The sequence below is a fragment of the Curtobacterium sp. MCLR17_051 genome, from assembly GCF_003234395.1.
In the GTDB taxonomy this organism is placed as follows: domain Bacteria; phylum Actinomycetota; class Actinomycetes; order Actinomycetales; family Microbacteriaceae; genus Curtobacterium; species Curtobacterium flaccumfaciens.
On record NZ_QKTA01000011.1, the window covers coordinates 95243 to 117572 of the forward strand.

General features: G+C 71.0%; 25 protein-coding genes and 1 tRNA gene. 13 read left to right on the forward strand and 13 right to left on the reverse strand.

Annotated features, from left to right (window positions below; translation table 11 throughout):
- Window positions 1-19 precede the first annotated feature (19 nt).
- Together DEJ06_RS10910 and DEJ06_RS10915 are read right to left on the reverse strand one after the other, a co-directional pair.
- A complete protein-coding gene (locus DEJ06_RS10910; RefSeq protein WP_027464669.1) occupies window positions 20-508 on the reverse strand; it encodes a ribose-5-phosphate isomerase in 489 nt (162 codons plus the stop codon).
- A 46-nt stretch (window positions 509-554) separates the two neighbouring features.
- On the reverse strand, window positions 555-1196 hold the full coding sequence (locus tag DEJ06_RS10915; protein WP_111039294.1) for a helix-turn-helix domain-containing protein: 642 nt from the start codon (window positions 1194-1196) through the stop codon (window positions 555-557).
- Between DEJ06_RS10915 and DEJ06_RS10920 the strand changes: the two genes are divergently transcribed.
- Entirely contained in the window at window positions 1195-1713 is a 519-nt protein-coding gene (locus tag DEJ06_RS10920; RefSeq protein ID WP_111039295.1) for a GNAT family N-acetyltransferase, read from the forward strand. The two genes, DEJ06_RS10915 and DEJ06_RS10920, sit on opposite strands and share 2 nt — an antisense overlap.
- A gap of 121 nt (window positions 1714-1834) precedes the next feature.
- Here DEJ06_RS10920 and DEJ06_RS10925 read toward each other — a convergent pair whose 3' ends face one another.
- Entirely contained in the window at window positions 1835-2395 is a 561-nt protein-coding gene (locus DEJ06_RS10925) for a disulfide bond formation protein DsbA (RefSeq protein ID WP_258372499.1), read from the reverse strand.
- Window positions 2396-2608: 213 nt separating this feature from the next.
- On the opposite strand from DEJ06_RS10925, the gene pepN reads away from it, so the two are divergent.
- From pepN to DEJ06_RS10940, 3 genes are all read left to right on the forward strand, one after another.
- Window positions 2609-5188: an aminopeptidase N gene (gene pepN, locus DEJ06_RS10930; RefSeq protein WP_111039296.1), complete on the forward strand. Its 2580-nt coding sequence runs from the start codon at window positions 2609-2611 to the stop codon at window positions 5186-5188.
- Window positions 5189-5261: 73 nt separating this feature from the next.
- Window positions 5262-6329 (forward strand): mechanosensitive ion channel family protein, encoded by a 1068-nt coding sequence (locus tag DEJ06_RS10935; protein ID WP_111039297.1) that lies wholly within the window; start codon window positions 5262-5264, stop codon window positions 6327-6329.
- Window positions 6326-6847: a globin gene (locus DEJ06_RS10940; RefSeq protein WP_375537726.1), complete on the forward strand. Its 522-nt coding sequence runs from the start codon at window positions 6326-6328 to the stop codon at window positions 6845-6847. The genes DEJ06_RS10935 and DEJ06_RS10940 overlap by 4 nt, the downstream gene beginning before the upstream one ends.
- Before the next feature lie 309 nt (window positions 6848-7156).
- Here DEJ06_RS10940 and DEJ06_RS10945 read toward each other — a convergent pair whose 3' ends face one another.
- On the reverse strand, window positions 7157-7999 hold the full coding sequence (locus tag DEJ06_RS10945; RefSeq protein WP_111039298.1) for an NAD-dependent epimerase/dehydratase family protein: 843 nt from the start codon (window positions 7997-7999) through the stop codon (window positions 7157-7159).
- Between the two features lie 55 nt (window positions 8000-8054).
- Window positions 8055-8756 (reverse strand): hypothetical protein, encoded by a 702-nt coding sequence (locus DEJ06_RS10950; protein WP_071405518.1) that lies wholly within the window; start codon window positions 8754-8756, stop codon window positions 8055-8057.
- A gap of 91 nt (window positions 8757-8847) precedes the next feature.
- Here DEJ06_RS10950 and DEJ06_RS10955 point away from each other — a divergent pair, with 91 nt between their 5' ends.
- On the forward strand, window positions 8848-9711 hold the full coding sequence (locus DEJ06_RS10955) for an acyl-CoA thioesterase II (RefSeq protein ID WP_111039299.1): 864 nt from the start codon (window positions 8848-8850) through the stop codon (window positions 9709-9711).
- Here the strand turns inward: DEJ06_RS10955 and DEJ06_RS10960 are convergent.
- Window positions 9698-10150, reverse strand: coding sequence for a thioesterase family protein (locus DEJ06_RS10960; protein WP_071405517.1), 453 nt, complete (start codon window positions 10148-10150; stop codon window positions 9698-9700). The genes DEJ06_RS10955 and DEJ06_RS10960 overlap by 14 nt on opposite strands.
- 32 nt (window positions 10151-10182) lie before the next feature.
- Entirely contained in the window at window positions 10183-11868 is a 1686-nt protein-coding gene (gene ettA / locus DEJ06_RS10965; RefSeq protein WP_111030561.1) for an energy-dependent translational throttle protein EttA, read from the reverse strand.
- A gap of 189 nt (window positions 11869-12057) precedes the next feature.
- On the opposite strand from ettA, the gene DEJ06_RS10970 reads away from it, so the two are divergent.
- Entirely contained in the window at window positions 12058-12795 is a 738-nt protein-coding gene (locus tag DEJ06_RS10970; protein WP_111030562.1) for a hypothetical protein, read from the forward strand.
- A 72-nt stretch (window positions 12796-12867) separates the two neighbouring features.
- Here DEJ06_RS10970 and DEJ06_RS10975 read toward each other — a convergent pair whose 3' ends face one another.
- The 3 genes from DEJ06_RS10975 to msrA form a co-directional block, all read right to left on the reverse strand.
- Window positions 12868-13545, reverse strand: coding sequence for a single-stranded DNA-binding protein (locus DEJ06_RS10975; protein WP_111039300.1), 678 nt, complete (start codon window positions 13543-13545; stop codon window positions 12868-12870).
- Between the two features lie 119 nt (window positions 13546-13664).
- Window positions 13665-13868, reverse strand: a complete 204-nt coding sequence (locus tag DEJ06_RS10980; RefSeq protein WP_111039301.1) for a methyltransferase — start codon at window positions 13866-13868, stop codon at window positions 13665-13667.
- A 37-nt stretch (window positions 13869-13905) separates the two neighbouring features.
- A complete protein-coding gene (gene msrA, locus DEJ06_RS10985; RefSeq protein ID WP_111039318.1) occupies window positions 13906-14433 on the reverse strand; it encodes a peptide-methionine (S)-S-oxide reductase MsrA in 528 nt (175 codons plus the stop codon).
- Between the two features lie 150 nt (window positions 14434-14583).
- Here msrA and DEJ06_RS10990 point away from each other — a divergent pair, with 150 nt between their 5' ends.
- Complete coding sequence (locus tag DEJ06_RS10990; protein ID WP_017886047.1) at window positions 14584-14850, forward strand: hypothetical protein; 267 nt, start codon at window positions 14584-14586, stop codon at window positions 14848-14850.
- Between the two features lie 89 nt (window positions 14851-14939).
- Window positions 14940-16307, forward strand: coding sequence for a hypothetical protein (locus tag DEJ06_RS10995; protein WP_111039302.1), 1368 nt, complete (start codon window positions 14940-14942; stop codon window positions 16305-16307).
- A 62-nt stretch (window positions 16308-16369) separates the two neighbouring features.
- Here the strand turns inward: DEJ06_RS10995 and DEJ06_RS11000 are convergent.
- Window positions 16370-16442, reverse strand: a tRNA-Arg gene (locus DEJ06_RS11000).
- A 152-nt stretch (window positions 16443-16594) separates the two neighbouring features.
- Between DEJ06_RS11000 and DEJ06_RS11005 the strand changes: the two genes are divergently transcribed.
- The 3 genes from DEJ06_RS11005 (at window position 16595) to DEJ06_RS11015 (ending at window position 19858) form a co-directional block, all read left to right on the forward strand.
- On the forward strand, window positions 16595-17377 hold the full coding sequence (locus DEJ06_RS11005; RefSeq protein WP_111039303.1) for a cytidylyltransferase domain-containing protein: 783 nt from the start codon (window positions 16595-16597) through the stop codon (window positions 17375-17377).
- Window positions 17374-18246 carry an N-acetylneuraminate synthase family protein gene (locus DEJ06_RS11010; protein WP_071405510.1) on the forward strand — a complete coding sequence of 291 codons (873 nt, stop codon included), beginning with the start codon at window positions 17374-17376 and terminating at the stop codon, window positions 18244-18246. Before DEJ06_RS11005 ends, DEJ06_RS11010 begins: the two co-directional genes overlap by 4 nt.
- Before the next feature lie 67 nt (window positions 18247-18313).
- A complete protein-coding gene (locus DEJ06_RS11015) occupies window positions 18314-19858 on the forward strand; it encodes a DUF6716 putative glycosyltransferase (protein WP_146245836.1) in 1545 nt (514 codons plus the stop codon).
- On the opposite strand, the gene DEJ06_RS11020 is transcribed toward DEJ06_RS11015, so the two are convergent.
- Window positions 19802-20062 (reverse strand): thioredoxin family protein, encoded by a 261-nt coding sequence (locus tag DEJ06_RS11020; protein ID WP_027464648.1) that lies wholly within the window; start codon window positions 20060-20062, stop codon window positions 19802-19804. The two genes, DEJ06_RS11015 and DEJ06_RS11020, sit on opposite strands and share 57 nt — an antisense overlap.
- A 29-nt stretch (window positions 20063-20091) precedes the next feature.
- Window positions 20092-20382, reverse strand: a complete 291-nt coding sequence (locus DEJ06_RS11025; protein ID WP_071405508.1) for a hypothetical protein — start codon at window positions 20380-20382, stop codon at window positions 20092-20094.
- 83 nt (window positions 20383-20465) lie between these two features.
- Here DEJ06_RS11025 and DEJ06_RS11030 point away from each other — a divergent pair, with 83 nt between their 5' ends.
- Window positions 20466-20915: a MarR family winged helix-turn-helix transcriptional regulator gene (locus DEJ06_RS11030; RefSeq protein ID WP_111024208.1), complete on the forward strand. Its 450-nt coding sequence runs from the start codon at window positions 20466-20468 to the stop codon at window positions 20913-20915.
- Window positions 20912-22153, forward strand: coding sequence for an MFS transporter (locus tag DEJ06_RS11035; RefSeq protein ID WP_111033439.1), 1242 nt, complete (start codon window positions 20912-20914; stop codon window positions 22151-22153). The genes DEJ06_RS11030 and DEJ06_RS11035 overlap by 4 nt, the downstream gene beginning before the upstream one ends.
- Window positions 22154-22330 lie beyond the last annotated feature (177 nt).

Consider the following 22330-nt stretch of genomic DNA (forward strand, 5'->3'; position numbering starts at 1 on the left):
GTACCCCTGACGAGCCGGACTACGCGTCGATCTGGCGGCCGGCGATCAGCCCGGTGGTCTCGTACTCGGCGAGCTGGGCGATGCGGCGGGCGTGGCGCTCTTCGCCCGAGAACGGCTCGGCGATGAACAGGTCGACGAACCGGATCGCCTCGTCCTCGGTGTGCTGGCGCGCACCGATGGAGATGACGTTGGCGTCGTTGTGCTGCCGGGCGAGCAGGGCGGTCGACTCGTTCCAGACGAGCGCGGCGCGGATGCCCTCGACCTTGTTGGCGGCGATCTGCTCGCCGTTGCCGGAACCGCCGAAGACGACACCGAGCGCCTGGACACCGGCACGCTGGTCCTGCACCACGGCGTGCGCGGCGTTGATGCAGAACGAGGGGTAGTCGTCGAGCGCGTCGTACTCGGTCGGACCGTGGTCCACCACCTCGTGCCCGGCTTCGGTCAGGTGGGTTGCGAGGGTCTTGTTGAACTCGAGGCCGGCGTGGTCCGTTCCGAGGTGGATGCGCATGGAACCGATCCTATTCCTGCGGCTCCGGGGCCCGGACCACCACGGACTACGGCGCGCGGACCACCACCACGAGGTACCGGGTGGGGTCCTCGCCCGGGTTGCGGTAGACGACGTCGGCGGGGTCGCCGAGCTCGATCCGGTCCCCCGCCGCCAGGCGCGTCGGCTCGCCGCCGACGACGACCTCGAGCACGCCGTCGACGACCCAGATGCAGTGCCGCAGGAACGCGTAGGCGGACGCCGGGTAGGCCACTTCGCGGCCGGCCGGGAGGCGCACCTCGGTGACGTCAGCGGGGAACGCCGCGCTCGAGACCGGACGGCGGCGGTACCCGGTGTCGGGATCGGTCCAGGAATCGGCGGTCGCGCCCCGTTGCACCCCGCGCGCCTCGTCGGGGTCCGTCGCCCTGGGCACCTCGTGCTCCAGGGCATCGTCGAGGAGCTGCGAGATCGTCAGGCCGAAGGCACCGGACAGGCGACCGAGGATCGTCGCGGTGGGGCTGGAGACCCCGCGCTCGACGCGGTTGATCATCGCGCGGGAGACGCCGGACTCCTCGGCGAGCTCGGTGAGGCTCCACTTCCGCTCGGTGCGGAGGCGCTGGAGGCGTTCACCGAGCGCCCGCTGCTCGGCGACCGAGGTGTCGTCGGCGCCGGTTGCGGGATCGGCGTGCGCGTCGTCTACGATGTGAGACATGACGACAGCATATGCGACGAACGGGGTCGTGATCCGCGACTGCACCCCGACCGACCTCGACGTCGTGCACGCCCTGCACGTCGATGCGGTCCTGCACTCCACCGCCATCTGGCAGGACATCCCGCACCCGCGTGCGTACTTCGACGGGTGGCTCGCCGAGCGGCAGGGCGGCGGGTACCCGGTGGTCGTGGCCGAGGTCGACGGCGTCGTGGCCGGCTACGCCACGTACTCGCAGTGGCGGCCGCACCAGGGGTACCGGCTGACCGTCGAGCACAGCGTCTACGTGGTCGAGGCGTTCCGCGGCCGGGGCATCGCGACGACCCTGATGGCCGAGTTGGTCGCGCGGGCCACCGCCGAGGAGCGGCACGTCATGATCGCGGGGATCTGCAGCACCAACACGGGGTCGATCGCCCTGCACGAACGCCTGGGGTTCACCACGGTCGCGGTCGTGCCCGAGGTCGGACGCAAGTTCGACCGCTGGCTCGACCTGACGCTCATGCGCCTGCCGCTCGTCTGACGCGACGGGCGGGGCGGGCGCACCACGGGCCTCCCGGCCGCCCGTCGGCGAACTGAACCTGGTTCCGGACACGGAACCACGCGATCCCGCGGTGCTGTGTCCGGAACCTGGTTCCGGAGCGTCAGTCGGCGGTGTCGAAGATCGGGCCGACCGTGCGCGAGCGCTTGAGCTCGAAGAAGCCGGGGTACTTCGCGACGGCGACGACGCCGTCCCACAGGTCGAGCGCCTCCTGGCCCTTGGGTGCCGGGGAGATGACCGGTCCGAAGAACGCGGTGCCCTCGACGGCGATGACCGGCGTGCCGACGTCCTGTCCGACGCGGTCGATGCCGTCCTGGTGGCTGGCGCGCACGGCGGCGTCGACCTCGTCCGTCCAGGCGTACTCGAGCAGATCGGCGTCGAGACCGAGCTCCGCGAGCACGGCGGGGACGACCTGTTCCGGGTCGGACTCCTGGCGGTGGTGGATGTGCTCGCCGAGGGCGTCGTACAGCGGCTTGACGACGTCCTGCCCGAGCCGGAGCCTCGCCGCCGTGACGATGCGCGGGTAGACCTGGCCGGCGTGCAGGCGCTCCTTGTAGCTCTCCGGCACGTCCTGGTCCTCGTTGAGGACGAACAGGCTCATCACGTTCCAGGTCACGTCGAGGTCGCGGTGCTCGGCGACCTCACCCACCCAGCGGCTCGTCATCCAGGCCCAGGGGCAGTTCGGGTCGAACCAGAACTCCACGGCGGTGCGCGCGGTGGTGGGGTCGGTCGGGTTGTCCACAGTCGTCTCGGTCACGATCCGAGCGTACGCGGCGTCGCTAGGCTGGAACCCATCGTCCCGCCGGCGCACGACGCCGTCCGGGGCCCCGTACGCGGACACCGATCGTCCGCGTCCCCAGCGAAGATGGAGCGTTGCGTGCCCGGAGAGAACCTCACCCGAATCGAAGCCCAGGAGCGCGCGGCCGTCGTCGCCGTGCAGACGTACGACGTCGAGCTCGACCTGACCCGCGGCGCCGACAGCTTCGGCAGCACCACGCGGGTGCGCTTCACCGCCACCGCCGGCGCATCGACCTTCATCGACGCCATCACGAAGACCGTGCACTCGATCACGCTGAACGGCTCGGCGCTCGACGTCGCCGCGGTGAACGACGGCGTGCGCATCCAGCTCGACGACCTGCAGGAGCAGAACGAGCTCGTGGTCGTCAGCGACGCGCTGTACACGAACACCGGTGAAGGCCTGCACCGCTTCGTCGACCCGGTGGACGACGAGGTGTACCTGTACTCCCAGTTCGAGGTCCCGGACTCCCGCCGCATGTTCGCGGTGTTCGAGCAGCCCGACCTGAAGGCCGAGTTCTCCTTCACCGTGACGGCGCCGTCGCGGTGGCAGGTCGTCTCGAACTCCCCCACGCCGGAGCCGCACGTCGACGGCGACGTCGCGACCTGGGCCTTCCCGCCCACCGCGCGCATCTCGAGCTACATCACCGCGCTCGTCGCCGGCCCGTACGAGGTCGTGCGCGACGAGCTGACCAGCCGCGACGGCCGGACGATCCCGCTCGGCGTGTTCGCGCGCAAGTCGCTCGCCTCGTACCTCGACCCCGAGTACGTGTTCGACATCACGAAGAAGGGCTTCGCGTACTTCGAGGAGAAGTTCGACGTCGCCTACCCCTTCGACAAGTACGACCAGCTGTTCGTGCCGGAGTTCAACGCCGGTGCGATGGAGAACGCCGGCGCGGTCACCTTCACCGAGACCTACGTGTTCCGGTCGAAGGTCACCGACGCCATCAAGGAGCGCCGGGTCGTCACGATCCTGCACGAGCTCGCCCACATGTGGTTCGGCGACCTGGTCACCATGAAGTGGTGGAACGACCTGTGGCTCAACGAGTCCTTCGCCGAGTGGGCCTCCACGATCGCCACGGCCGAGGCCACCGAGTGGACCGAGGCCTGGACCACGTTCCAGGCGATGGAGAAGTCCTGGGCCTACCGCCAGGACCAGCTCCCCTCGACGCACCCGATCGTCGCGACGATCAACGACCTCGAGGACGTCCAGGTCAACTTCGACGGCATCACCTACGCGAAGGGCGGCTCGGTCCTCAAGCAGCTCGTCGCCTGGGTCGGCATCGACGCGTTCTTCGCCGGTGTCTCCGCCTACTTCAAGAAGCACCACCACTCGAACACCGAGCTCCGCGACCTGCTCGTCGAGCTCGAGGCGACGAGCGGCCGTGAGCTGACCGAGTGGTCGAAGCTCTGGCTCGAGACCGCGGGCGTCAACACCCTGCGTCCCGAGATCGAGACCGACGAGTCCGGTGTCATCACGTCGTTCACCGTCCTGCAGGAGGCCCCCGCCGACTACCCGACGCTGCGCCCGCACCGTCTGGCGATCGGCGTGTACGCCTTCCGGAACGACGAGTCCGCGCCGTTCGGTGCCGACACGGCCTCCGCCGGCGGCAAGCTCGAGCGGGTCCACCGCGTCGAGATCGACGTCGACGGTGCCCGCACCGAGGTGCCCGAGCTCGTCGGCGTCCAGCGCGGCGACCTCGTGCTGCTGAACGACGACGACCTGGCCTACGCCAAGATCCGTCTCGACGAGCACTCCCGGCGCACCGCGATCGAGCACCTCGCGTCGATCGCGAACCCGCTCGCCCGCTCGATCGTCTGGGGTTCCGTGTGGGACGCCACGCGCGACGCCGAGTCCCCGGCCAGTGACTACGTCCGCCTGGTGCTGGGCAACATCGCGACCGAGACCGAGTCGACGACCATCCGCACGACGCTCTCGCAGCTGCTGCTCACCGCACGCAACTACGTGGCACCGGGCTCGGTCGAGGCCACGGTCCGCACCGTCGGCGACACGCTCTGGCAGCTCGCGTCCTCGGCCGAGGCCGGCTCGGACGCGCAGTTCCAGTTCGTGAAGTTCTTCGCGCAGGTCCCGTCCACGCCCGAGCACGTCGCGACCCTGCAGGGCCTCCGCGACGGATCGGTCACGCTGCAGGGCCTCGAGATCGACACCGATCTGCGCTGGGAGCTGCTCGAGGGCCTCGTGCTCGCGGGTGCTGCCGACAACGCCGAGATCGACGCCGAGCTCGCAGCGGACAAGACCGCGTCGGGCGAGCAGGCCGCGGCCCGCGCCCGGGCGACGATCCCCACGGCCGAGGGCAAGCTGGCGGCGTTCTCGTCGCTGGTCGACTCGTCCGAGCTGCCGAACGCCATCGTGCGCCAGACCACGGTCGGGTTCCAGCACGTGAACAGCCCGGTGCTGCTCGAGGGCCTCGTGCCGAAGTACTTCGAGGTGCTCACGCGCATCTGGGCCGAGCGCAGCTACCACATGGCGGACACCATCGTCTCGGGCCTCTACCCGGCGCCGCTCGCGTCGGCCGAGCTCCGTGACGCCGCCGCCGCGTGGCTCGAGGAGCACCCGGAGACGCCGGCGCTGCGCCGCATCGTGTCCGAGAGCCTCGCAGGCACCGAGCGCGCGCTCCGGGTCCAGGCTGCCGACGCCTGACCCCTGCTCTGATCCGGCGGGGTCTTGGTGTTCCTCCAGGGATGCCGAGGCCCCGCCCTTTACGATCGTCCGGATGATCTTCCTCGCTGCTTCGACCGACGACGCGTCCAAGTGGATGTCGAGCTCCTTCACCGAGTTCGTCACCGTCTGGCGTGTGCCGATCGTCATCGTGGTGACCGTGCTCGTCGCCATCGTCGTCCGGCTGATCCTGCGGCGCACGATCAAGCAGGTCGTCGACCGCATCGTGAACGGCGTCAAGAAGCGTCAGGGCGCCGCCGATACCCAGGCCCTCATCGCCTCACCCGTGCAGACCGCGCGGGTCGTGCAGCGGACCCGCACGCTCGGCAGCGTGCTCGAGAACCTGGCGACCGTCGCAGTCGTCATCATCGCCCTGGCCGTGATCATCCCGCAGGTCCTCCCGAACGCCGCAGTCGGGATCGTCGGCGGGGCATCGCTCGTCGCAGCGGGCCTCGCCGTCGGCGCCCAGTCCATCGTGAAGGACCTGCTGTCCGGCATCTTCATGATCCTCGAGGACCAGGCCGGCGTCGGTGACGTCGTCGACACCGGGCAGGCCACCGGCGTCGTCGAGAACGTCGGGCTGCGCGTCATGCAGATCCGCGACGTGAACGGCATCCTGTGGTTCGTGCCGAACGGCCAGATCCTGCGCGTCGGCAACCTGTCGCAGGGCTGGTCGCGCGTGCTCGTCGACATCACCGTCCCCTACGACACCGACATCGACGCCGTGCAGGACGCCCTGCTCAAGGCGGCCGTCACGATGTCCCAGGAGTCCCGCTGGCGGCAGCGGATCGTCGAGAAGCCCGAGATCTGGGGCCTGCAGTCGATCACCGACGCCGGCATGGTCTTCCGCCTCGTCGTGAAGACCCGGGCGTCCGAGCTCGACGTCGTCGGCCGGGAGCTCCGCACCCGCCTGAAGCACGCCGTCGACGAACTCGGCATCACCCTGCCGGCGATGGCGATGATCATGCCCGAGGGCTGGGAGAACGCCACCTCGATCAACGGACTGCGCACCGTCCGCACCCAGCCGACGCCGGCACCCACCAAGCCCCGGCGTCCCAAGCGCAACATCCTCGGGCAGCCCATCCGCACCGACGACCCCGACAGCGGGAAGGACCCCCGATGACCGACCCCACACCCCCGAGCGGCACGGGCGGCCCCGGAGCACGCGGCTCGCTCGGCATGCCCGGCGCCCCCGGGATGCCCGGCTCGGTCGGCGTCCCGGCGCAGCCGATCACCCTGCGCGTCGGGGAGCACGGCGCCTCGGCCACCGGGTCGCTGTACGAGCGGATCGGCGGCGCCCCGACCTTCGACCGGCTCGTCCGGCGTTTCTACGAGGGCGTGCAGCAGGACGAGGTCATCTGGCCGATGTACCCGGCCAACGACCTCGAGGGTGCGATCTGGCGCCTCTCCGCCTTCCTGCAGCAGTACTGGGGCGGCCCGGGCACCTACAGCGAGCAGCGAGGGCACCCCCGCCTGCGGATGCGACACAACCCGTTCCGCATCACGTCCGAGGCGCGGGAACGCTGGCTCCACCACATGCACGAGGCGGTCGAGTCGCTCGAGCTCGCGCCCCTCGACGAAGCCGAGCTCTGGGGCTACCTCGACCGCGCTGCCCACGCGATGACGAACACCTTCGACTGACGCGCGCCCGGCGCGACGCCGGCGTGTCCTCGAGACGCCGCCGAATCCGGCGGCGTCTCGACGCTCCCGCGGCGTCGTCCGCTGACGCCGGCGTGCAGTGATCGTCGCGAGCGGCGGACGGGAGGCCCGTGGTGGCGCCGCCACGGGCCTCCCGTCCGCCGGTTCCCACGTTCTCGTGCCCGCGGAACGCCGGCGTGTCCGTCCGACGCCGCCATGTGCGTTCCACGCCTCCGAATTCGGGGGCGTCTCGCGGGACCGGCGGCGTGTTCGCGGGACGCCGGCGTCTTCGGGCAGCGCGTCTCAGCGCGGTCAGCGCACGTATGAGCCGGAGGCGAGGTCCTCGACCAGGGACGGCCGCGACGGCCGCCAGCCGAAGGCCGACCGGGCGTGTGCGCCGGACGCCTCCTGGTGCAGCAGCAGGGCGTCGGCGAAGTCGCGCCCGAGCCGTTCGCGGCTCGCGTCCACGCTCTCGGCGACGACCGGTGCACCGTGGGCCCCGGCCTCGGCGATCTGCCGGACGGTCGGGTTGTCGCCGGTCGCGGCGACGATGTACCCGTCGGGCTCGCCGCGGTGCAGCGCGAGGACGTAGAGCTCGCCGAGGTCGTCGACGTGCACCGTCGTCCAGCGCTGCGAGCCGTCGCCCACCAGCTGCACCGGCTGCTCACCGTCGCTGACGAACATCGCCGGGATGCCCGCGCCGCGCCCGTACACGATCCCGGGGGCGACGACGGTGCTCCGCACGTCGCTCGCCCGCAGCAGGGCCTCGTTCGGTCCGCGCCAGGCGGTCAAGGACGGCGGGTCGATCGGCGACTGCTCGGAGATGTCCGTCGAGTCACCGAAGGTGAAGATGCCGCCGGTGTGCACGAACGGCTTCGGTGTGCCGGCCAGGGCACCGATCGCGGTGCGGATGAAGTCCGGGTCGACGCCGGGCGCCGATGCCGTGTGGATGGCGCCGTCGCTCTCGTGCAGCAGGCGTTCGACGACGTCGGTGTCGGTGACGTCGCCGACCAGGGCCCGGCCACCGGCGTCACGGACGTGCTGGGCCTTCTCGTCGGAGCGGACGAGCGCGGTGACCTCGTCGCCGTGGGCCACGAGGGAGCGGAGGACGGAGGAGCCGATGTAGCCGGACGCACCGGTGAGGAAGACGTGCATGCGGCCAGCCAACCACGGCGGCCGGGCGGTGTGGTCGTCGTCGCCGTCGTCTTTGCTAGGAGCTCAGGGTCCAGGCGCGGCGCTTGACGAGCACGTGGCCGCGCGAGGTCGTGAGTCGGCTCCACGGACCCGTCTCGAACAGCCGGACCGGGTCGTGCCCCAGGAACCCGAGGCTCTCGCCCGCGAAGCCCGCACCGGCGGGCAGGTGCTCGACGCCGGGGACCGGTCGGCCCCAGACCTCGGCGCGGATCCGCCGGACGATGGCCTCGCCCGCGTTGGACGGTACGGCGTCGGCGACCTCGGCGATGCCGTCGCGGGTGGCGCGGCGGAGGAGTTCCGGTGAGACGTCCGGCAGCGGGACCCAGCCGCCGCGGGGCGGGGAGATGGCCGCCCACGTCACGGTGTGCACCTCGTGCGGCAGCTCGACCTCGATCGGGGTGGCCCGCGTCGGGTCGGCACCCTCGGCGTGTTCGGCGTCCTGCGCCTCGGCCAGCAGGCGGAGACGCTCGAGGAGCGACTGCAGCGGGACCACGGTGTCGATCGACGCCGGCTCGGTGAGCGAGAACGTGCGGAGGCCGAGCACCGTCGGCAGTTCGTCGAGCAGCCCGAGCGGGTAGAGGATCGCCGTGTAGACGGCCAGGACGCCGGAGTCGGCGATGAGCCGGACCGAGCCGTCCTCGATCCGGGCGGCACGTCCGAGGTACGTGCGGAGGTCACCGAGTGAGGCGGCGTCGGGAAGCGTGAACGAGTTGCCCATGTCGTCCCCGATCCTACCGGCCGTCGATGCCGCAGCACCTGGGCGTGGCGACCTGCGACGGGGTCGGGCGGCCGTTCGTAGACTGCACAGCGTGAACGGCGAACCCGACTTCCTGCGGACCCTGCGACTCGAGGACACCGGCGCGAGCACGGGCGAGACGATCCTGACCGGTGCCAGCCACTGGTCCCCCGGCGGACGGGTGTTCGGCGGGCAGGTGCTGGCGCAGTGCATCGTCGCCGCGCAGCGCACGATCGAGGGACGCGACGTCCACTCGATGCACGGCTACTTCCTGCGGCCCGGCGACATCGACGTGCCGATCACCTTCGGCGTCGAGCGCATCCACGACGGCCGGTCGTTCGCGGCCCGTCGCGTGCAGGCCTACCAGCGCGGTGTCCCGATCTTCTCGATGATCGCGTCGTTCCAGGTGCCCGACACCGGCATCGAGCACCAGGACCCGTACCCGGTGGACACCCCGGACCCGGAGTCCCTGCCGTCGGCCGCGTCGATCCTGTCCGCGATCGACCACCCGGTCGCACGTGCCTGGGCCGCGCGGTCCATCGACCTGCGACACGTCGAGGGCCCGGTGTTCGTCGACGTGCAGGGCGAGCACGTGCCGCACCAGGCGGTCTGGTTCCGCGTGCAGGGCGACCTGCCGGACGACCCGGCGCTCCACCGTGCGGTGCTCGGGTACGCGAGCGACCTGTCGATCCTCGAGCCGATCATGCGGCGGCACGGCGTCGCCTGGGGCACCCCGGGGGTCAAGAGCGCGAGCCTCGACCACGCCATGTGGTGGCACCGCGACGGTCGCGCCGACGACTGGATCCTGTACACGCAGGAGTCCCCGAGCGCACAGGGCGGACGGGGACTCGCGTTCGGTCGGATGTTCTCCCGTGACGGCACGCTGCTGGCGACCGTCGCCCAGGAGGGCATGATGCGGGTGCCTACGGCCGGCTGAACTGCACCGGTTCCTCGAGGTAGCGCTCGCACGCGGCACGCTCGGTGTCGGTCAGTCGGCGCGGACGGTTCGTCGCCGCGTCGACCATCACGAGTGCCGTCGTCGCCCGGGTGTACAGGACGGCGGGGTGCTGCCCCACCGGCGACCAGACCTCGTACGAGACGTCGATGCTCGCGCCCCCGAGCCGCCCGATCCACATCTGGATGTCGAGCGGTTGGCGGAGGTACGGGATCGACGCCAGGTACTCCAGGCGCTGGCCGGCGATCACCGTCATGGTGCCGGAACCCGGCCGGCCGTCGATGATCGGCTCGGGCAGGTCGCCGTCGGGGTCTTCACCGGGATCGGCACCCCAGAACCCCACGATGCGCGCCTCTTCGAGGAGGCGCAGCATCGCGGAGTTGTTGACGTGACCGTAGGCGTCGATGTCGCTCCACCGCATGCGGATGGGAGCGTGCAGTCTCGCCACGAGGATCAGTCGCGGGTGAGCTTGCGGTACGTCGCGCGACCGGGCTTCGCGGCATCGGCACCGAGGCGCTCGATCTTGTTCTCCTCGTAGGCCTCGAAGTTGCCCTCGAACCAGTACCAGTTCGGCGTGCCGTCCTCGTTGAGGCCCTCCCACGCCAGGATGTGCGTGGCGATGCGGTCGAGGAACCACCGGTCGTGGGTGATGACCACGGCGCAACCGGGGTACTCGAGCAGGGCGTTCTCGAGGCTGCCGAGCGTCTCGACGTCCAGGTCGTTGGTCGGCTCGTCGAGGAGCAGCAGGTTGCCGCCCTGCTTGAGCGTCAGCGCCAGGTTCAGACGGTTGCGCTCACCACCGGACAGGATGCCGGCGCGCTTCTGCTGGTCCGGGCCCTTGAAGCCGAACTGCGACACGTAGGCGCGGGACGGGATCTCGGTCTTGCCGACCTGGATGTAGTCGAGTCCGTCGGACACGACCTCCCACAGGTTCTTGTTCGGGTCGATGCCACCACGGCTCTGGTCGACGTACGAGATGTCGACCGTGTCGCCGATCTTCAGCGTGCCGCCGTCGAGGGGCTCGAGGCCGACGATCGTCTTGAAGAGCGTGGTCTTGCCGACACCGTTCGGGCCGATGACGCCGACGATGCCGTTGCGGGGCAGCGTGAACGACAGGTCGCCGATGATGACGCGCTCACCGAACTGCTTGCGCAGGTGCTCGGCGTCGATGACCTGCGAACCCAGACGCGGGCCGACCGGGATCACGATCTCCTCGAAGTCGAGCTTGCGGGTGCGCTCGGCCTCGGTGACCATCTCCTCGTACCGGGCGAGACGGGCCTTCGACTTCGCCTGGCGGCCCTTGGTGTTGCTCCGGACCCAGTCGAGCTCCGAGGACAGGCGCTTCGCGAGCTTGGCGTCCTTCTTGCCCTGGACCTCGAGGCGAGCGCGCTTCTTCTCGAGGTAGGTCGAGTAGTTGCCCTCGTACGGGTACAGGCGGCCGCGGTCGACCTCGGCGATCCACTGGGCGACGTGGTCCAGGAAGTACCGGTCGTGGGTCACGGCGAGGACGGCACCGTGGTACTGCTGCAGGTGCTGCTCGAGCCAGAGCACGCTCTCGGCGTCGAGGTGGTTGGTGGGCTCGTCGAGGAGGAGCAGGTCGGGCTTCTGGAGCAGCAGCTTGCAGAGCGCGACGCGGCGCTTCTCACCACCGGACAGGTGGGTGACGAGTTCGTCCCCCGGGGGGCACTGCAGCGCGGCCATGGCCTGCTCGAGCTGGGAGTCGAGGTCCCACGCGTCGGCGGCGTCGATGTCCTCCTGCAGGGTGCCCATCTCGGCCAGGAGCGCGTCGAAGTCGGCGTCCGGCTCGGCCATGAGCGCCGAGATCTCGTTGAAGCGTGCGAGCTTGCCGTGGATCTCGCCCACGCCTTCCTGCACGTTCTCGAGCACGGTCTTGCTCTCGTCGAGCTCCGGCTCCTGCATGAGGATGCCGACGCTGAAGCCCGGCGTGAGCTTTGCCTCGCCGTTGGACGGCTGGTCGAGACCCGCCATGATCTTCAGGATCGTCGACTTGCCCGCACCGTTCGGTCCGACGACGCCGATCTTGGCACCGGGGAGGAACGACATCGTGACGTCGTCGAGGATCAGCTTGTCGCCGACCGCCTTGCGGGCGCGGACCATCTGGTAGATGTACTCAGCCATATCGGCCCCAAGTGTAGTGACACCGCCGGAGCACCGCTCGCCCGACGCCGGATCGCCGCTTCCCGCACCTGTACGAACAGGCCTGTTGTTCGCGACACGGACGACGTAGCTTGGCCTCACCCCGCTACCTCGGGCCCGTCGCCCACCACGACGAGGACCAGGATCAGGACCACGGACAGGACGAGGACCATGACCACGCACACGACCACGACCCCGTCGCGGCTCCGCCGCCTCGCGCTCCCCTTCGTCGGAGCGATCGCGCTCACCGTCGCGCTCATCGCCCCGGTGTCGCCGGCATCGGCCGCCGGTGCCGTGCCGAAGGGCAGCCCCTACCTGCTGTACACGGCGAGCATCAGCGCCAACGGCACGGGCACCGGGTACTCGTCGTACATCAACGTGCACGACGCCCACAACAACGCCTACGCGTTCGGGATCCAGTCGGACAAGGGCTCCCCGCAGAGCAAGGGCAAGCCGCGCTACATCTGGGAGCGCGTGCAGAACGGCAAGTTCACCTACGGCTACCTCGGCCCGGCCACCAACAAGCTCACGCCCATCGGCATGCGCTGGTACAAGAACGATGTCGCGACGATGATCGTGAACCACAAGACGATCGGCACCCTCAAGCTCAACCTCGACGGTCGCCTGTTCTTCAACGCCGAGGCCAACGCCCGCCTGAACGGTGACGTCGTGCACTCGACGGTGCAGAACACCCGCATCACGGTCGGCGACCGCAAGTCGAACACCGGCCTGAACGGCAAGTGGGACACGAGTTTCTCGTTCCACGGACTGAAGGCGAAGCAGACGAACAGCCCGCGGGTGCAGGGCGCCAGCTTCAAGATCGACGGCCGCGTGACCGGGCTGCCCCGCGGCGGCAACTGGGACACCGCCCAGGTCTCCGGCATCGGGATGATCGCCCAGAAGTGGTGACCGACGCGACGCGGTGAACCGCACACGTCCCCGGCGGCCTGACCCGCACCCCGACTCCGGTCGGCGTGCGGGTCAGGCCGCTTCGGCGTCGTGGGCGTGGTCGTCGAGGGGCGGCGCGGGGTCCCAGGGGGCGGCGTCCTGTTCGAGGACGTGCTCGGACGGCCCCGCGGGCTCCTCGCCGTCGCCGGGCGGCGGTGCCCCGTGGACCCCGTCGACGTCGCCGTCACCGTCCGGACCGTGCTCGGTCGCCGGTGCGTGGTCGTGCGAACCGTCCGGCTCCGCCCCGTGGTCGGAGCCGTGACCGGCGCCGTGCCCCACGGGGTCGCGGACCTCGCCGGTGCGGGGGTCCACCCCGCGCAGACCACCCTGCCCCGAGGCGCCGTCGCCGACCTGCCGCGGCACCCGCAGCCAGTTGCTGATCCCCCACGCCAGGTCGTGGCCGATTCCGTCGGCGTCGATCTCGACCGAGGTCCCGCCGCGACCGTCGCGTTCCCACGTGCGGATGCGGACCCGTCCGGCGACGACGATCCGGTCGCCCTTCTTCAGGGACTTGTACACGTTCGACGCGAGCGACCGGAACGCCGTGACGGTGTACCAGTTGGTGGCGCCGTTGACCCAGGCGGCGGTCGCCCGGTCCCAGCGACGAGAGGGTGAGGCGAGTCGGAGACTCGTGATGGCGATGCCGGTCTCGGTGACGAGGTGCCGGGGCTCGGTGGCGACGATTCCGCAGACGGTGATGATGTCGTTCATGCGTCGATCGTCACGGAGCCCGGGGCCGCGTCAGCGACCCCGGGCTCGATCTGTGGCGTGTGGACCCGATCAGGTGACCTGTGGAGGACGAGTCCCCCGAGCCTCCTGTCCGGACCCGGTCAGTGCGCTCGGAACTCGGGCCGGGCGGCCAACGGTCCGAGCGCGGCGTGGACCGCGCCCTTTGCGGACTCGAGGGACGGGTACGGCCCGCCTGCTCGTCGTCGTCCGTAGAGCTCGACCTGGAACCCGTCCACCGCGCGGTGGATGCTGCCCACTGCTCCGGCCGGACCGATCGCGACCCAGGTTCCCGTGTTGTCCGTCATGTTCGAACCACCTCCTCGTGGCCCTGCCGCCCCGGGGTCAGGACGCCAGGATGTACTGACTGTAGGCCTTCCGCACCTTGTTCACCTTGGGCAGCGCGACTGCGAGGCAGTAGCCCTGTCCGGGGTTCTTCGCGAAGAAGTCCTGGTGGTAGTCCTCTGCCGTCCAGAACGTCGAGAGCGGCTCGATGGTGGTGACGATGCCGCCGTCCCAGATGTCCGACGCCCGCTCGATGGCGCGCTCGAACAGCTCGCGCTGCGTGTCGTCGGCCGGGAACATCGCCGAGCGGTACTGCGTGCCGACGTCGGCCCCCTGGCGGTTCAGCTGCCGGGGGTCGTGCAGCGTGAAGAAGACGTCGAGGATCACGTCAGCCGGGATCACCGACTCGTCGAACGTCACCGCGACCGCCTCGGCGTGGCCCGTCGTCCCGGTGCACACCAGTTCGTACGAGGGGTCCTCGACCTGTCCGCCGACGTAGCCCGACACCACGTCCTGCACACCCTGGAGCGTGCGGTACACGGCGTCGAGACACCAGAAACATCCACCTGCGAGCACGAACGTGGTCATGGCCACAACCTCTCTCCGGGCTGCCCGTGCAGCCCCGTCGTTCCTCCACAACAGTGTGCGCGGGGACCCTGTTCCCCAGATCGGACGTTGCCCCTCGGCGTGTCGGTGGTCCCCCGTAGCGTCGGCACCACACCGACCAGGAGGCCAGCGATGCAGACCATCACCGAACCCGCACTGCGGATCCGCACCGTCCCGCTGGCCCGAGCCCGGGGCGACTACCGCATCCTCGACGTCCGCGACGACCTGAGCCGGGTCACCCGGGCCAACGGAGAGATCGTCGGGTACGTCGACCGCATCGACGTCGCCGGCGACACCGCCTACCGTGCCCGCCGGTACGTCGCGACCGAGCGCCGGTTCGTCGAGCTGCCGAGCGTGTGGTCCGCCGACGACGCCGTGGACACCCTGCGCTGGTCATGATGTTCCACATTGGAATCATCTGCACCGGGATGCACGGAACGCCGTCCGGCCTCCCCGACGCCTGACCGTTCCGTGGGTATGGTGCGCGCATGGACTGGTGGAACGACCTGACCGACTGGACTTCGTCCGACACGGGTTGGCGGGTGCTCTCGGGCGCTGTGATCCCCTTCGTCGCCATCGTCGTGGCGGGCGTGATCGCGGCGCTCATCGGGCGCAGCGCGACCAAGCGGGTCGTGGCGCTCCAGGAGCGGGAATCGAAGAACGCGGCCGTCGCCGCGATCCTGACGGCTGCGCGCAAGGCAGCGGCATGGGGATCGCTCGGACACGACGAGCGTGCGTACGCTGACCACCTCGCCGAGGACGCCGACATCCGGCTGCGCCTGCTCCCCGTGCAGGGTGCGCCGCTGGCCGCCAACTGGGCCCAGCACGAGATCGCCGACATCAAGAAGAACTCGTCGACGTTCAGCTTCCAGGCCGACCAGTCCCTCGCCGAGTTCCGTGACCGCCTGCTCGACTGGCAGGCGCGACCGAGCCGTGCGCGCAAGCTCTTCAAGGCCGACCTCGAGCGCTGGAAGTTCGAGTCCCCGGACCCCGACGCCGACCTGATCAAGCGCCAGCAGGACTGGAACGCCGACCAGGCCGAGCCCCCGCGCACGCAGGCGCAGACACCGGCCCCGGCAACGGCTCCGGCTGCGGCCGCTCCCGCCGAGCGTCCCACCCCGACGACGACCTCGCTGCGTCCGGCCCAGCGCCCCGCGTCCGCACCCTCGACTCCTCCGGCGCCGACCGCGGCAGCTGCCACAGCCGGTGCTGCCGCGCCCGCTGCGTCTGCCGGTGCCGCCGGCGGGACGACCCCGTCGTTCTCCGTGAACCGTGGCGCGGGCACGAACCCGAACCGCGGCAGCGCCGACCAGAACGCCACGCGCTCCTTCGGTGACAACACCACCCGCGTCTACGGCGACGACGAGGCTGCACCCCCGGTCCGTCCGGCACTCGGCACCCCGACCTCGCCCGCCCGCTCCGTCCAAGGCCGCGGCTCGGACGACACCGAGGTCGTGGACGACGACCGCGCCACGCGGGCCTTCGGCGACGCGAGCGCCACCCGCGCGTCCGGCGACGCCAGCGCCACTCGCGCGTCCGGCGACGCGAGCGCCACCCGCGCCTTCGGTGACTCCGACCGCGCACCGCGGAACGACCGTCCGTCCTCGTCCGACCGCCCCGTCGCGGCGCCCACCGCGGCCGACGCCCACGTCAACCGGGCGCCCGCGAACGACGTCCCGCCCGCATCGGCACCCCGGGTCGACACCCCCGGCGCGACGAACACCACGTCCGTCCCGACGCGTCTGAACCAGGCCCCCGCCGAGCCCGCGGACGCGAACGAGACGTCGGAGGCGCCGTACACGCAGCCGATCAGCGCCGCCGAACTCCGACGCCGCGCCGCGGACGACGACGAGTAACCACCCCCACGACGAGAACAGGGCCGCCATCCGGAGAGGATGGCGGCCCTGTTCGTCTTCGGCGCCCCCGGCAGGAATCGAACCCGCGGCACGGTGGGTAGAAACCACCTGCTCTATCCACTGAGCTACGGAGGCGAGCAGCGTCGATTGTAGCGGCGAGCAGCCCCCGGACGCTCGATGCGCGCCTCGCCGCGTCGCCGTGACAGGACCCGGCGGTCGCCCAACGGTCGGCCGCCGTCTGCTCCCCGTTCCCCTCCGCGACACCCACGCTTCGTAGCGTCCGGAGCATGCGCACCACCGGTTCCGTCCTCGCCGTCGTGCCCGCACGTGCCGGGTCGAAGGGGATCCCCGGCAAGAACCTCCGCACGGTCGCGGGCCGTTCGCTGGTCCGTCGGGCGGTCGAGTCGGCACGACGTGCCACGCGCATCGACGAGGTCGTCGTCACGACCGACGGTGACGCCATCGCTGCCGAGGCGGTCGCCGCCGGTGCCGCCGTGGTCCGCCGTCCGGCCGAGCTCGCCGGTGACGAAGCGTCCTCGGAGTCAGCCCTGCTGCACGTCCTCGACGCGATCAGCACCCCGTTGCCCGAGGTCCTCGTCTTCCTGCAGGCGACCTCGCCGTTCATCGACCCGGCCGACCTCGACGCCGCCGTCGCGCGTGTGATCGACGGGCACGCCGACGCGGTGTTCGCCGCCACGCCGTCGCACGCGTTCCTGTGGCGGACCGCCCCGGACGGCACCGCGGTGGCGGTGAACCACGACGCTGCGACCAGGTCCCGCCGGCAGGACCGGGAGCCCGAGTACCGCGAGACCGGCGCCTTCTACGTGATGCGGACGGCGGGGTTCCTCGAGAACCGACACCGGTTCCACGGCCGCGTCGAACTGGCCGTCGTCGACGGTGCCGGCGCGATCGACATCGACGACGAGGCCGACCTGGCCCTCGCCGAAGCCCTCGCCGAAGCCCCCGGCGCGCTGACCGACACGCGCGTCGGCGCCCCGGCGCCCGCACCCACCACGACCCGAGACCCATCCCCGACGCGGGCCACCCCCGCACCGAACGGAGCACCATGACCGTCACCATCGGTACGTCCACGATCGGCGCGGGCCACCCCGCGTACCTCATCGGCGAGATCGGCCTCAACCACAACGGCGACGTCGACATCGCGAAGCAGCTCATCGACGTCGCTGCCGACGCGGGCCTGCAGGCCGTGAAGTTCCAGAAGCGCACCCCCGCGATCTCCACGCCGGAGCACATGAAGAACACCCCACGCAGCACCCCGTGGGGCGACATGACCTACCTGGAGTACCGCTACCGCGTCGAGTTCGACCGTGACCAGTACATCGAGATCGGTGACCACGCGACCCTTCGCGGGCTCGACTGGTTCGCGTCGCCGTGGGACGAGCCGTCGGTCGACTTCCTCGAGGACCTCAACGTCGTCGCGTACAAGATCGCCTCGGCGTCCGTCACCGACCTCGGCATGCTCGCCGCCGTCGCCGCGACCGGCAAGCCCGTCATCCTGTCGACCGGCATGTCCACGCTCGAGCAGATCGACGCCGCCGTCGAGGCCCTCGGCACCGACCGCCTCGTCCTCATGCACGCGACGTCGACCTACCCGCTGCCGGCCGAGGAGGCGAACCTCCGCATGATCGACACCCTCGCCCACCGCTACGCGGGCGTCCCCGTCGGGTACTCCGGCCACGAGCCCGGCCTGCAGATCTCGATCGCCGCCGTTGCCCTCGGTGCCACGGCCGTCGAGCGCCACATCACGCTCGACCGCACGATGTGGGGCTCCGACCACGCGGCATCGCTCGAGCCGCACGGCCTGAAGACGCTCGCCCGCGACATCCGCATCATCGAGACCGCCCTCGGTGACGGCGTCAAGAGGATCTTCCCCGGCGAGCAGGCACCGCTCGCGAAGCTGCGTCGCGTCGGCGCGTGAGCGGATGCAGTCCCCATCCGACCGCCGGCGAGCAGGCACCGCTCGCGAAGCTGCGTCGCGTCGGCGCGTGACCGGCCCGGTCGACGGGACCAGCGCCCTGGACGCGCCGGCTGACGGCAGTGGGTCGACAGTCGGACTGGAGGCGCCCCTCCCGTCCGACGCGTCACCACGCGTCCGACGCGTGGTCGGCCTGGTCGACACCGACTCGTTCGCGAAGTGGGGCGCCCACCTGCTGGCGAGCGCACCGGCGGACTGGGACCTGGAGCTGCGCACCGTGGCGACCCCGCGGTCGGCGAGCCCGAAGCAGCTGCGGTCGGCGTTCCGCGGGCTCGACCACAGACTCGCCCACTTGCACCGCGAACCGCCCGCCCCGAAGGACGTCGACGCCGTCGTCGAGGAGCTCCGACAGGACCCGCCGGACGCCGTCCTGGTGTCGTTGATCGGACCGGTGGCCGAGCTCGTGATCGACGAGGTGCACCGGCGGATCCCGGACCGGCCGGTGCTGGTGTCGGGGCTGCCGGGGATCTCGTTCCCGTCGAAGTGGAAGGGCATCTTCTTCCGCGCTCGAGCCGACCTGTTCGTGCTGCACAGCCATCGTGAGGTCCGCGCGTACGAGGAGATGGCGCGCGAGGGCGGGGTCGAGCCGCACTTCGCGCTCGCCACGCTGCCCTTCGCGCGGGGCGCCGGCGCGACCGGCGGTGTCGGAGCCAGCGGCGCGACCGCCCGCGACTCCGTCGTCTTCGCGGCGCAGCCGAGTGTGCCGTTCGAGCGGGCCGACCGTGCCCTCGTCGTGCGGTGGCTCGTCAACGCGGCGCGGGCGCACCCGGAGTGGCGCGTCGTCATCAAGACGCGCGCCGCGGCAGGCGAGCACCAGACACACCGCGAGGAGCACCCGTACCCGGACCTGGTGCCGGCGGACGCGCCGACCAACCTCGTGGTCGAGAGCGGCCCGATGGCCGAGCACCTCGACCGGGCGGTGGCGCTCGTGACGATCAGCTCGACCGCGGTGCTCGAGGCGGCGGCGCGAGGCGTGCCCGCGCTCACGCTGACCGACTTCGGGATCGGGCGGCACCTGATCAACGAGGTGTTCGTGGGGAGCGGCCTCGAGGGTGACGCCGTCGACCTGGTCGACGGACGGTTCGGTGTCGTCCGGCCGGAGTGGATGCGGGACAACTACTTCCACCCGGCCTCGGAGGACGACTGGCAGCACCGGCTCGTGGAGCTCATGGCCCGACGGGACGCCGGCACGTTGGTGGACCGGGCACCGGCACGGCGGAGTCGCGGTGGGGTGCTGCGCCGCGCGTGGGAGCGGAAGAACGCCCTCGGTGGGGCCGATCACAGTCCGCTCGGGCTGGTGGCACTGGGCATCGGGGCGCCGATCCGGGGCGCGAAGCGGCTGGCGCGACGCGTGCGGGCGCTGGTCGATCCGCCGGAGCCCGTGGTGGTGGCGGCGCCGACGTCGCAGCGTGCGGGGGCGCGGGCCGCTGTGCCCGCGCCGGGGACCGCCGCTGGGACGGCTGCGGCGGCGGCTGCCCCGGCCGCGGCGGCGGCTCGTTCAGAGCGCCTTGGCCACCGCGAGCAGGAGTTGGTCACGGGTCGGGACGCCGGGTGAACGGAAGACCTCGGTGCCGTCGTCCTGCCGCACGATGATCGTGGGCGTGGACCGGATACCGAGGTCTTCCGCGTCGTCGGGGTGTGCCGCCACGTCGCGTTCGGTCACGGTGAGCCCGGGGACGAGCGCCGACGCCTCGGCCGACACCCGGCGGGCGGCGGCACACGGCGCACAGAAGGCGGACGTCCAGAGGTCGAGCTGCATGTGGTCCTGCAACGCGGCGGGTGGGGGTTCTACTCCCGGTCGAACTCGCCGCTGCGGTCGCCGCGGTCCTGCAGGTCGTCGACCGGGTCGGACTCGCCGGGCTCGTAGGTGAACTCGACCGAGATCTGGTCGAGGACCTGGCGGGACTTGGTGGCGCGGTAGGTGAAGGCCGTCTGCAGGCCCTCGACGTCGGCGAACACCGTGACCTCGTCGTCCAGCGCGTCGCTCGTGGCGGTGCGGGTGTCGGTCGTGCCGTCGAAGGGGCCGCCGTGGAAGATCGCGGTGTACTCGTCGCCTTCGTGGATGGTGATGTCGCTCATGCCTCCCTTCTACCAGGCGGTGGCTGGTGCAGTCTGTCGAGCCCGTCGTTGCGCCATGCATAGCATGGCTATATAGTTCAGCTATGGAAACACCGCGCGAGCAGACGATCGAGACCCTCCTCGTCTCCGTCAACCGCCTGATCCGCAGCGCCGTCCAGTCGACGGGCAACACCACGTCCACCGCGGTCTGGCGCACGCTCGGCATCCTCGAGACCGACGAACCCCTGCGACTCGGCGAGCTGGCCACCGCCTCCCGTGTGGCGCAGCCCACCATGACCCGACTCGTCGCCGGCATGCTCGCCGACGGCCTGGTCAGCCGCAGCGTCGACCCGGACGACTCCCGCGGGCAGCTCATCGAACTCACCGAGGCCGGACGCGAACGGCTCGCTTCCTGGCGCTCCACCCTCACCAGCACGGTCGGTCCGTTGTTCGCCGACCTGACCGACGACGACTGGGACGTCCTGCACCACGCGGCGAACCTGATCGCCCAGCGCACCCGGACAACCCCCAACGGAACGGAGATCCCCGCGTGAACGCCCACGCACCCGCCGGCCAGTCCGGCTCCATCCTCAAGCAGTCGTCCGCGGTCTGGGCGATCGCCTTCGCCTGCGTCGTCGCGTTCATGGGCATCGGGCTCGTCGACCCGATCCTCCCGGCGATCGCGGCGTCCCTCAAGGCGACCCCCGCGCAGACCGAACTGCTCTTCACGAGCTACCTCGCCGTCACCGGTGTCGCGATGTTCTTCACCAGCTGGGTCTCCAGCCGCATCGGCGCGAAGCGCACCCTGCTCATCGGACTCGCCCTGATCGTGCTCTTCTCGGTGCTCGCCGCGACGTCGAACAGCGTGTGGAGCATCATCGACTTCCGTGCCGGCTGGGGCCTCGGCAACGCGCTCTTCATCTCCACCGCGCTCGCGACCATCGTCGGAGCAGCGTCCGGCGGCACCGCCTCGGCGATCATCCTGTACGAGGCAGCGCTCGGCCTCGGCATCGCCGTCGGTCCCCTCGTCGGAGGTCTGCTCGGCTCGGTGAGCTGGCGCGGCCCGTTCTTCGGCGTCACGACCCTGATGGCCGTCGCGTTCATCGCCATCGTCGCCCTGCTGAAGACCGGCAGCCTCGAGAAGCCCACGCCGACGAAGCTCTCCGCACCCTTCCGCGCCCTGACCCGTCCGGCACTCGCCGCCCTCGCCGCGACCGCGCTGTTCTACAACATCGGCTTCTTCGTCCTGCTGGCGTACACGCCGTTCCCGCTCGGCTTCGGCGCGCTCGGCATCGGGTTCACGTTCTTCGGCTGGGGTGTCGGTCTCGCGATCACGTCCGTGTGGGTCGCCCCGATGCTCACCGCCCGTCTCCGGAGGACGACGGTGCTGAAGATCGCGCTGCCCTTGCTCGCGCTCGACCTGTTCGCCGCGGCCCTCGTCGTGCGGTCCCAGGTCGGCCTGATCATCTGCGTCGTCATCGGCGGCCTCGTGCTCGGTGTCCTGAACACCGTGCTCACCGAGTGCGTCATGGAGGCCACCGACCTCCCCCGCTCCGTCGCCTCGAGCGCCTACTCCGCCGTCCGCTTCATCGGCGGCGCCATCGCCCCGCCTGTCGCGACCCTGCTCGCCGACGCGTACTCCCCCTCGGCGGCGTACGTGTTCGCGGGTGCTTCCGTCGCGGTCGCCTTCGTCGTGATCCTCTGCACCACCAGGGTCCTGCGCCGCGTCGACGACGGTCCCGAGCCGGAGCGCGTCGAGGCCGAGGCCATCACCGCCGGCGACATGGCTTAGTCGCCGAGGCGCGCGGTGGGGGCCTTCCCCCTTCCCCACTTCTCCACGAACGGGCGAAATGCCGGAGTGTCCCCCGTGGGCACCCCGGCATTTCGCCCGTTCGTGCGTCCGCGCGTGCGCTCGCTCGCCCCTCGTTCCACGCTCCACCCGCGAGCGGGCGAAATACCCGGCCTCGAC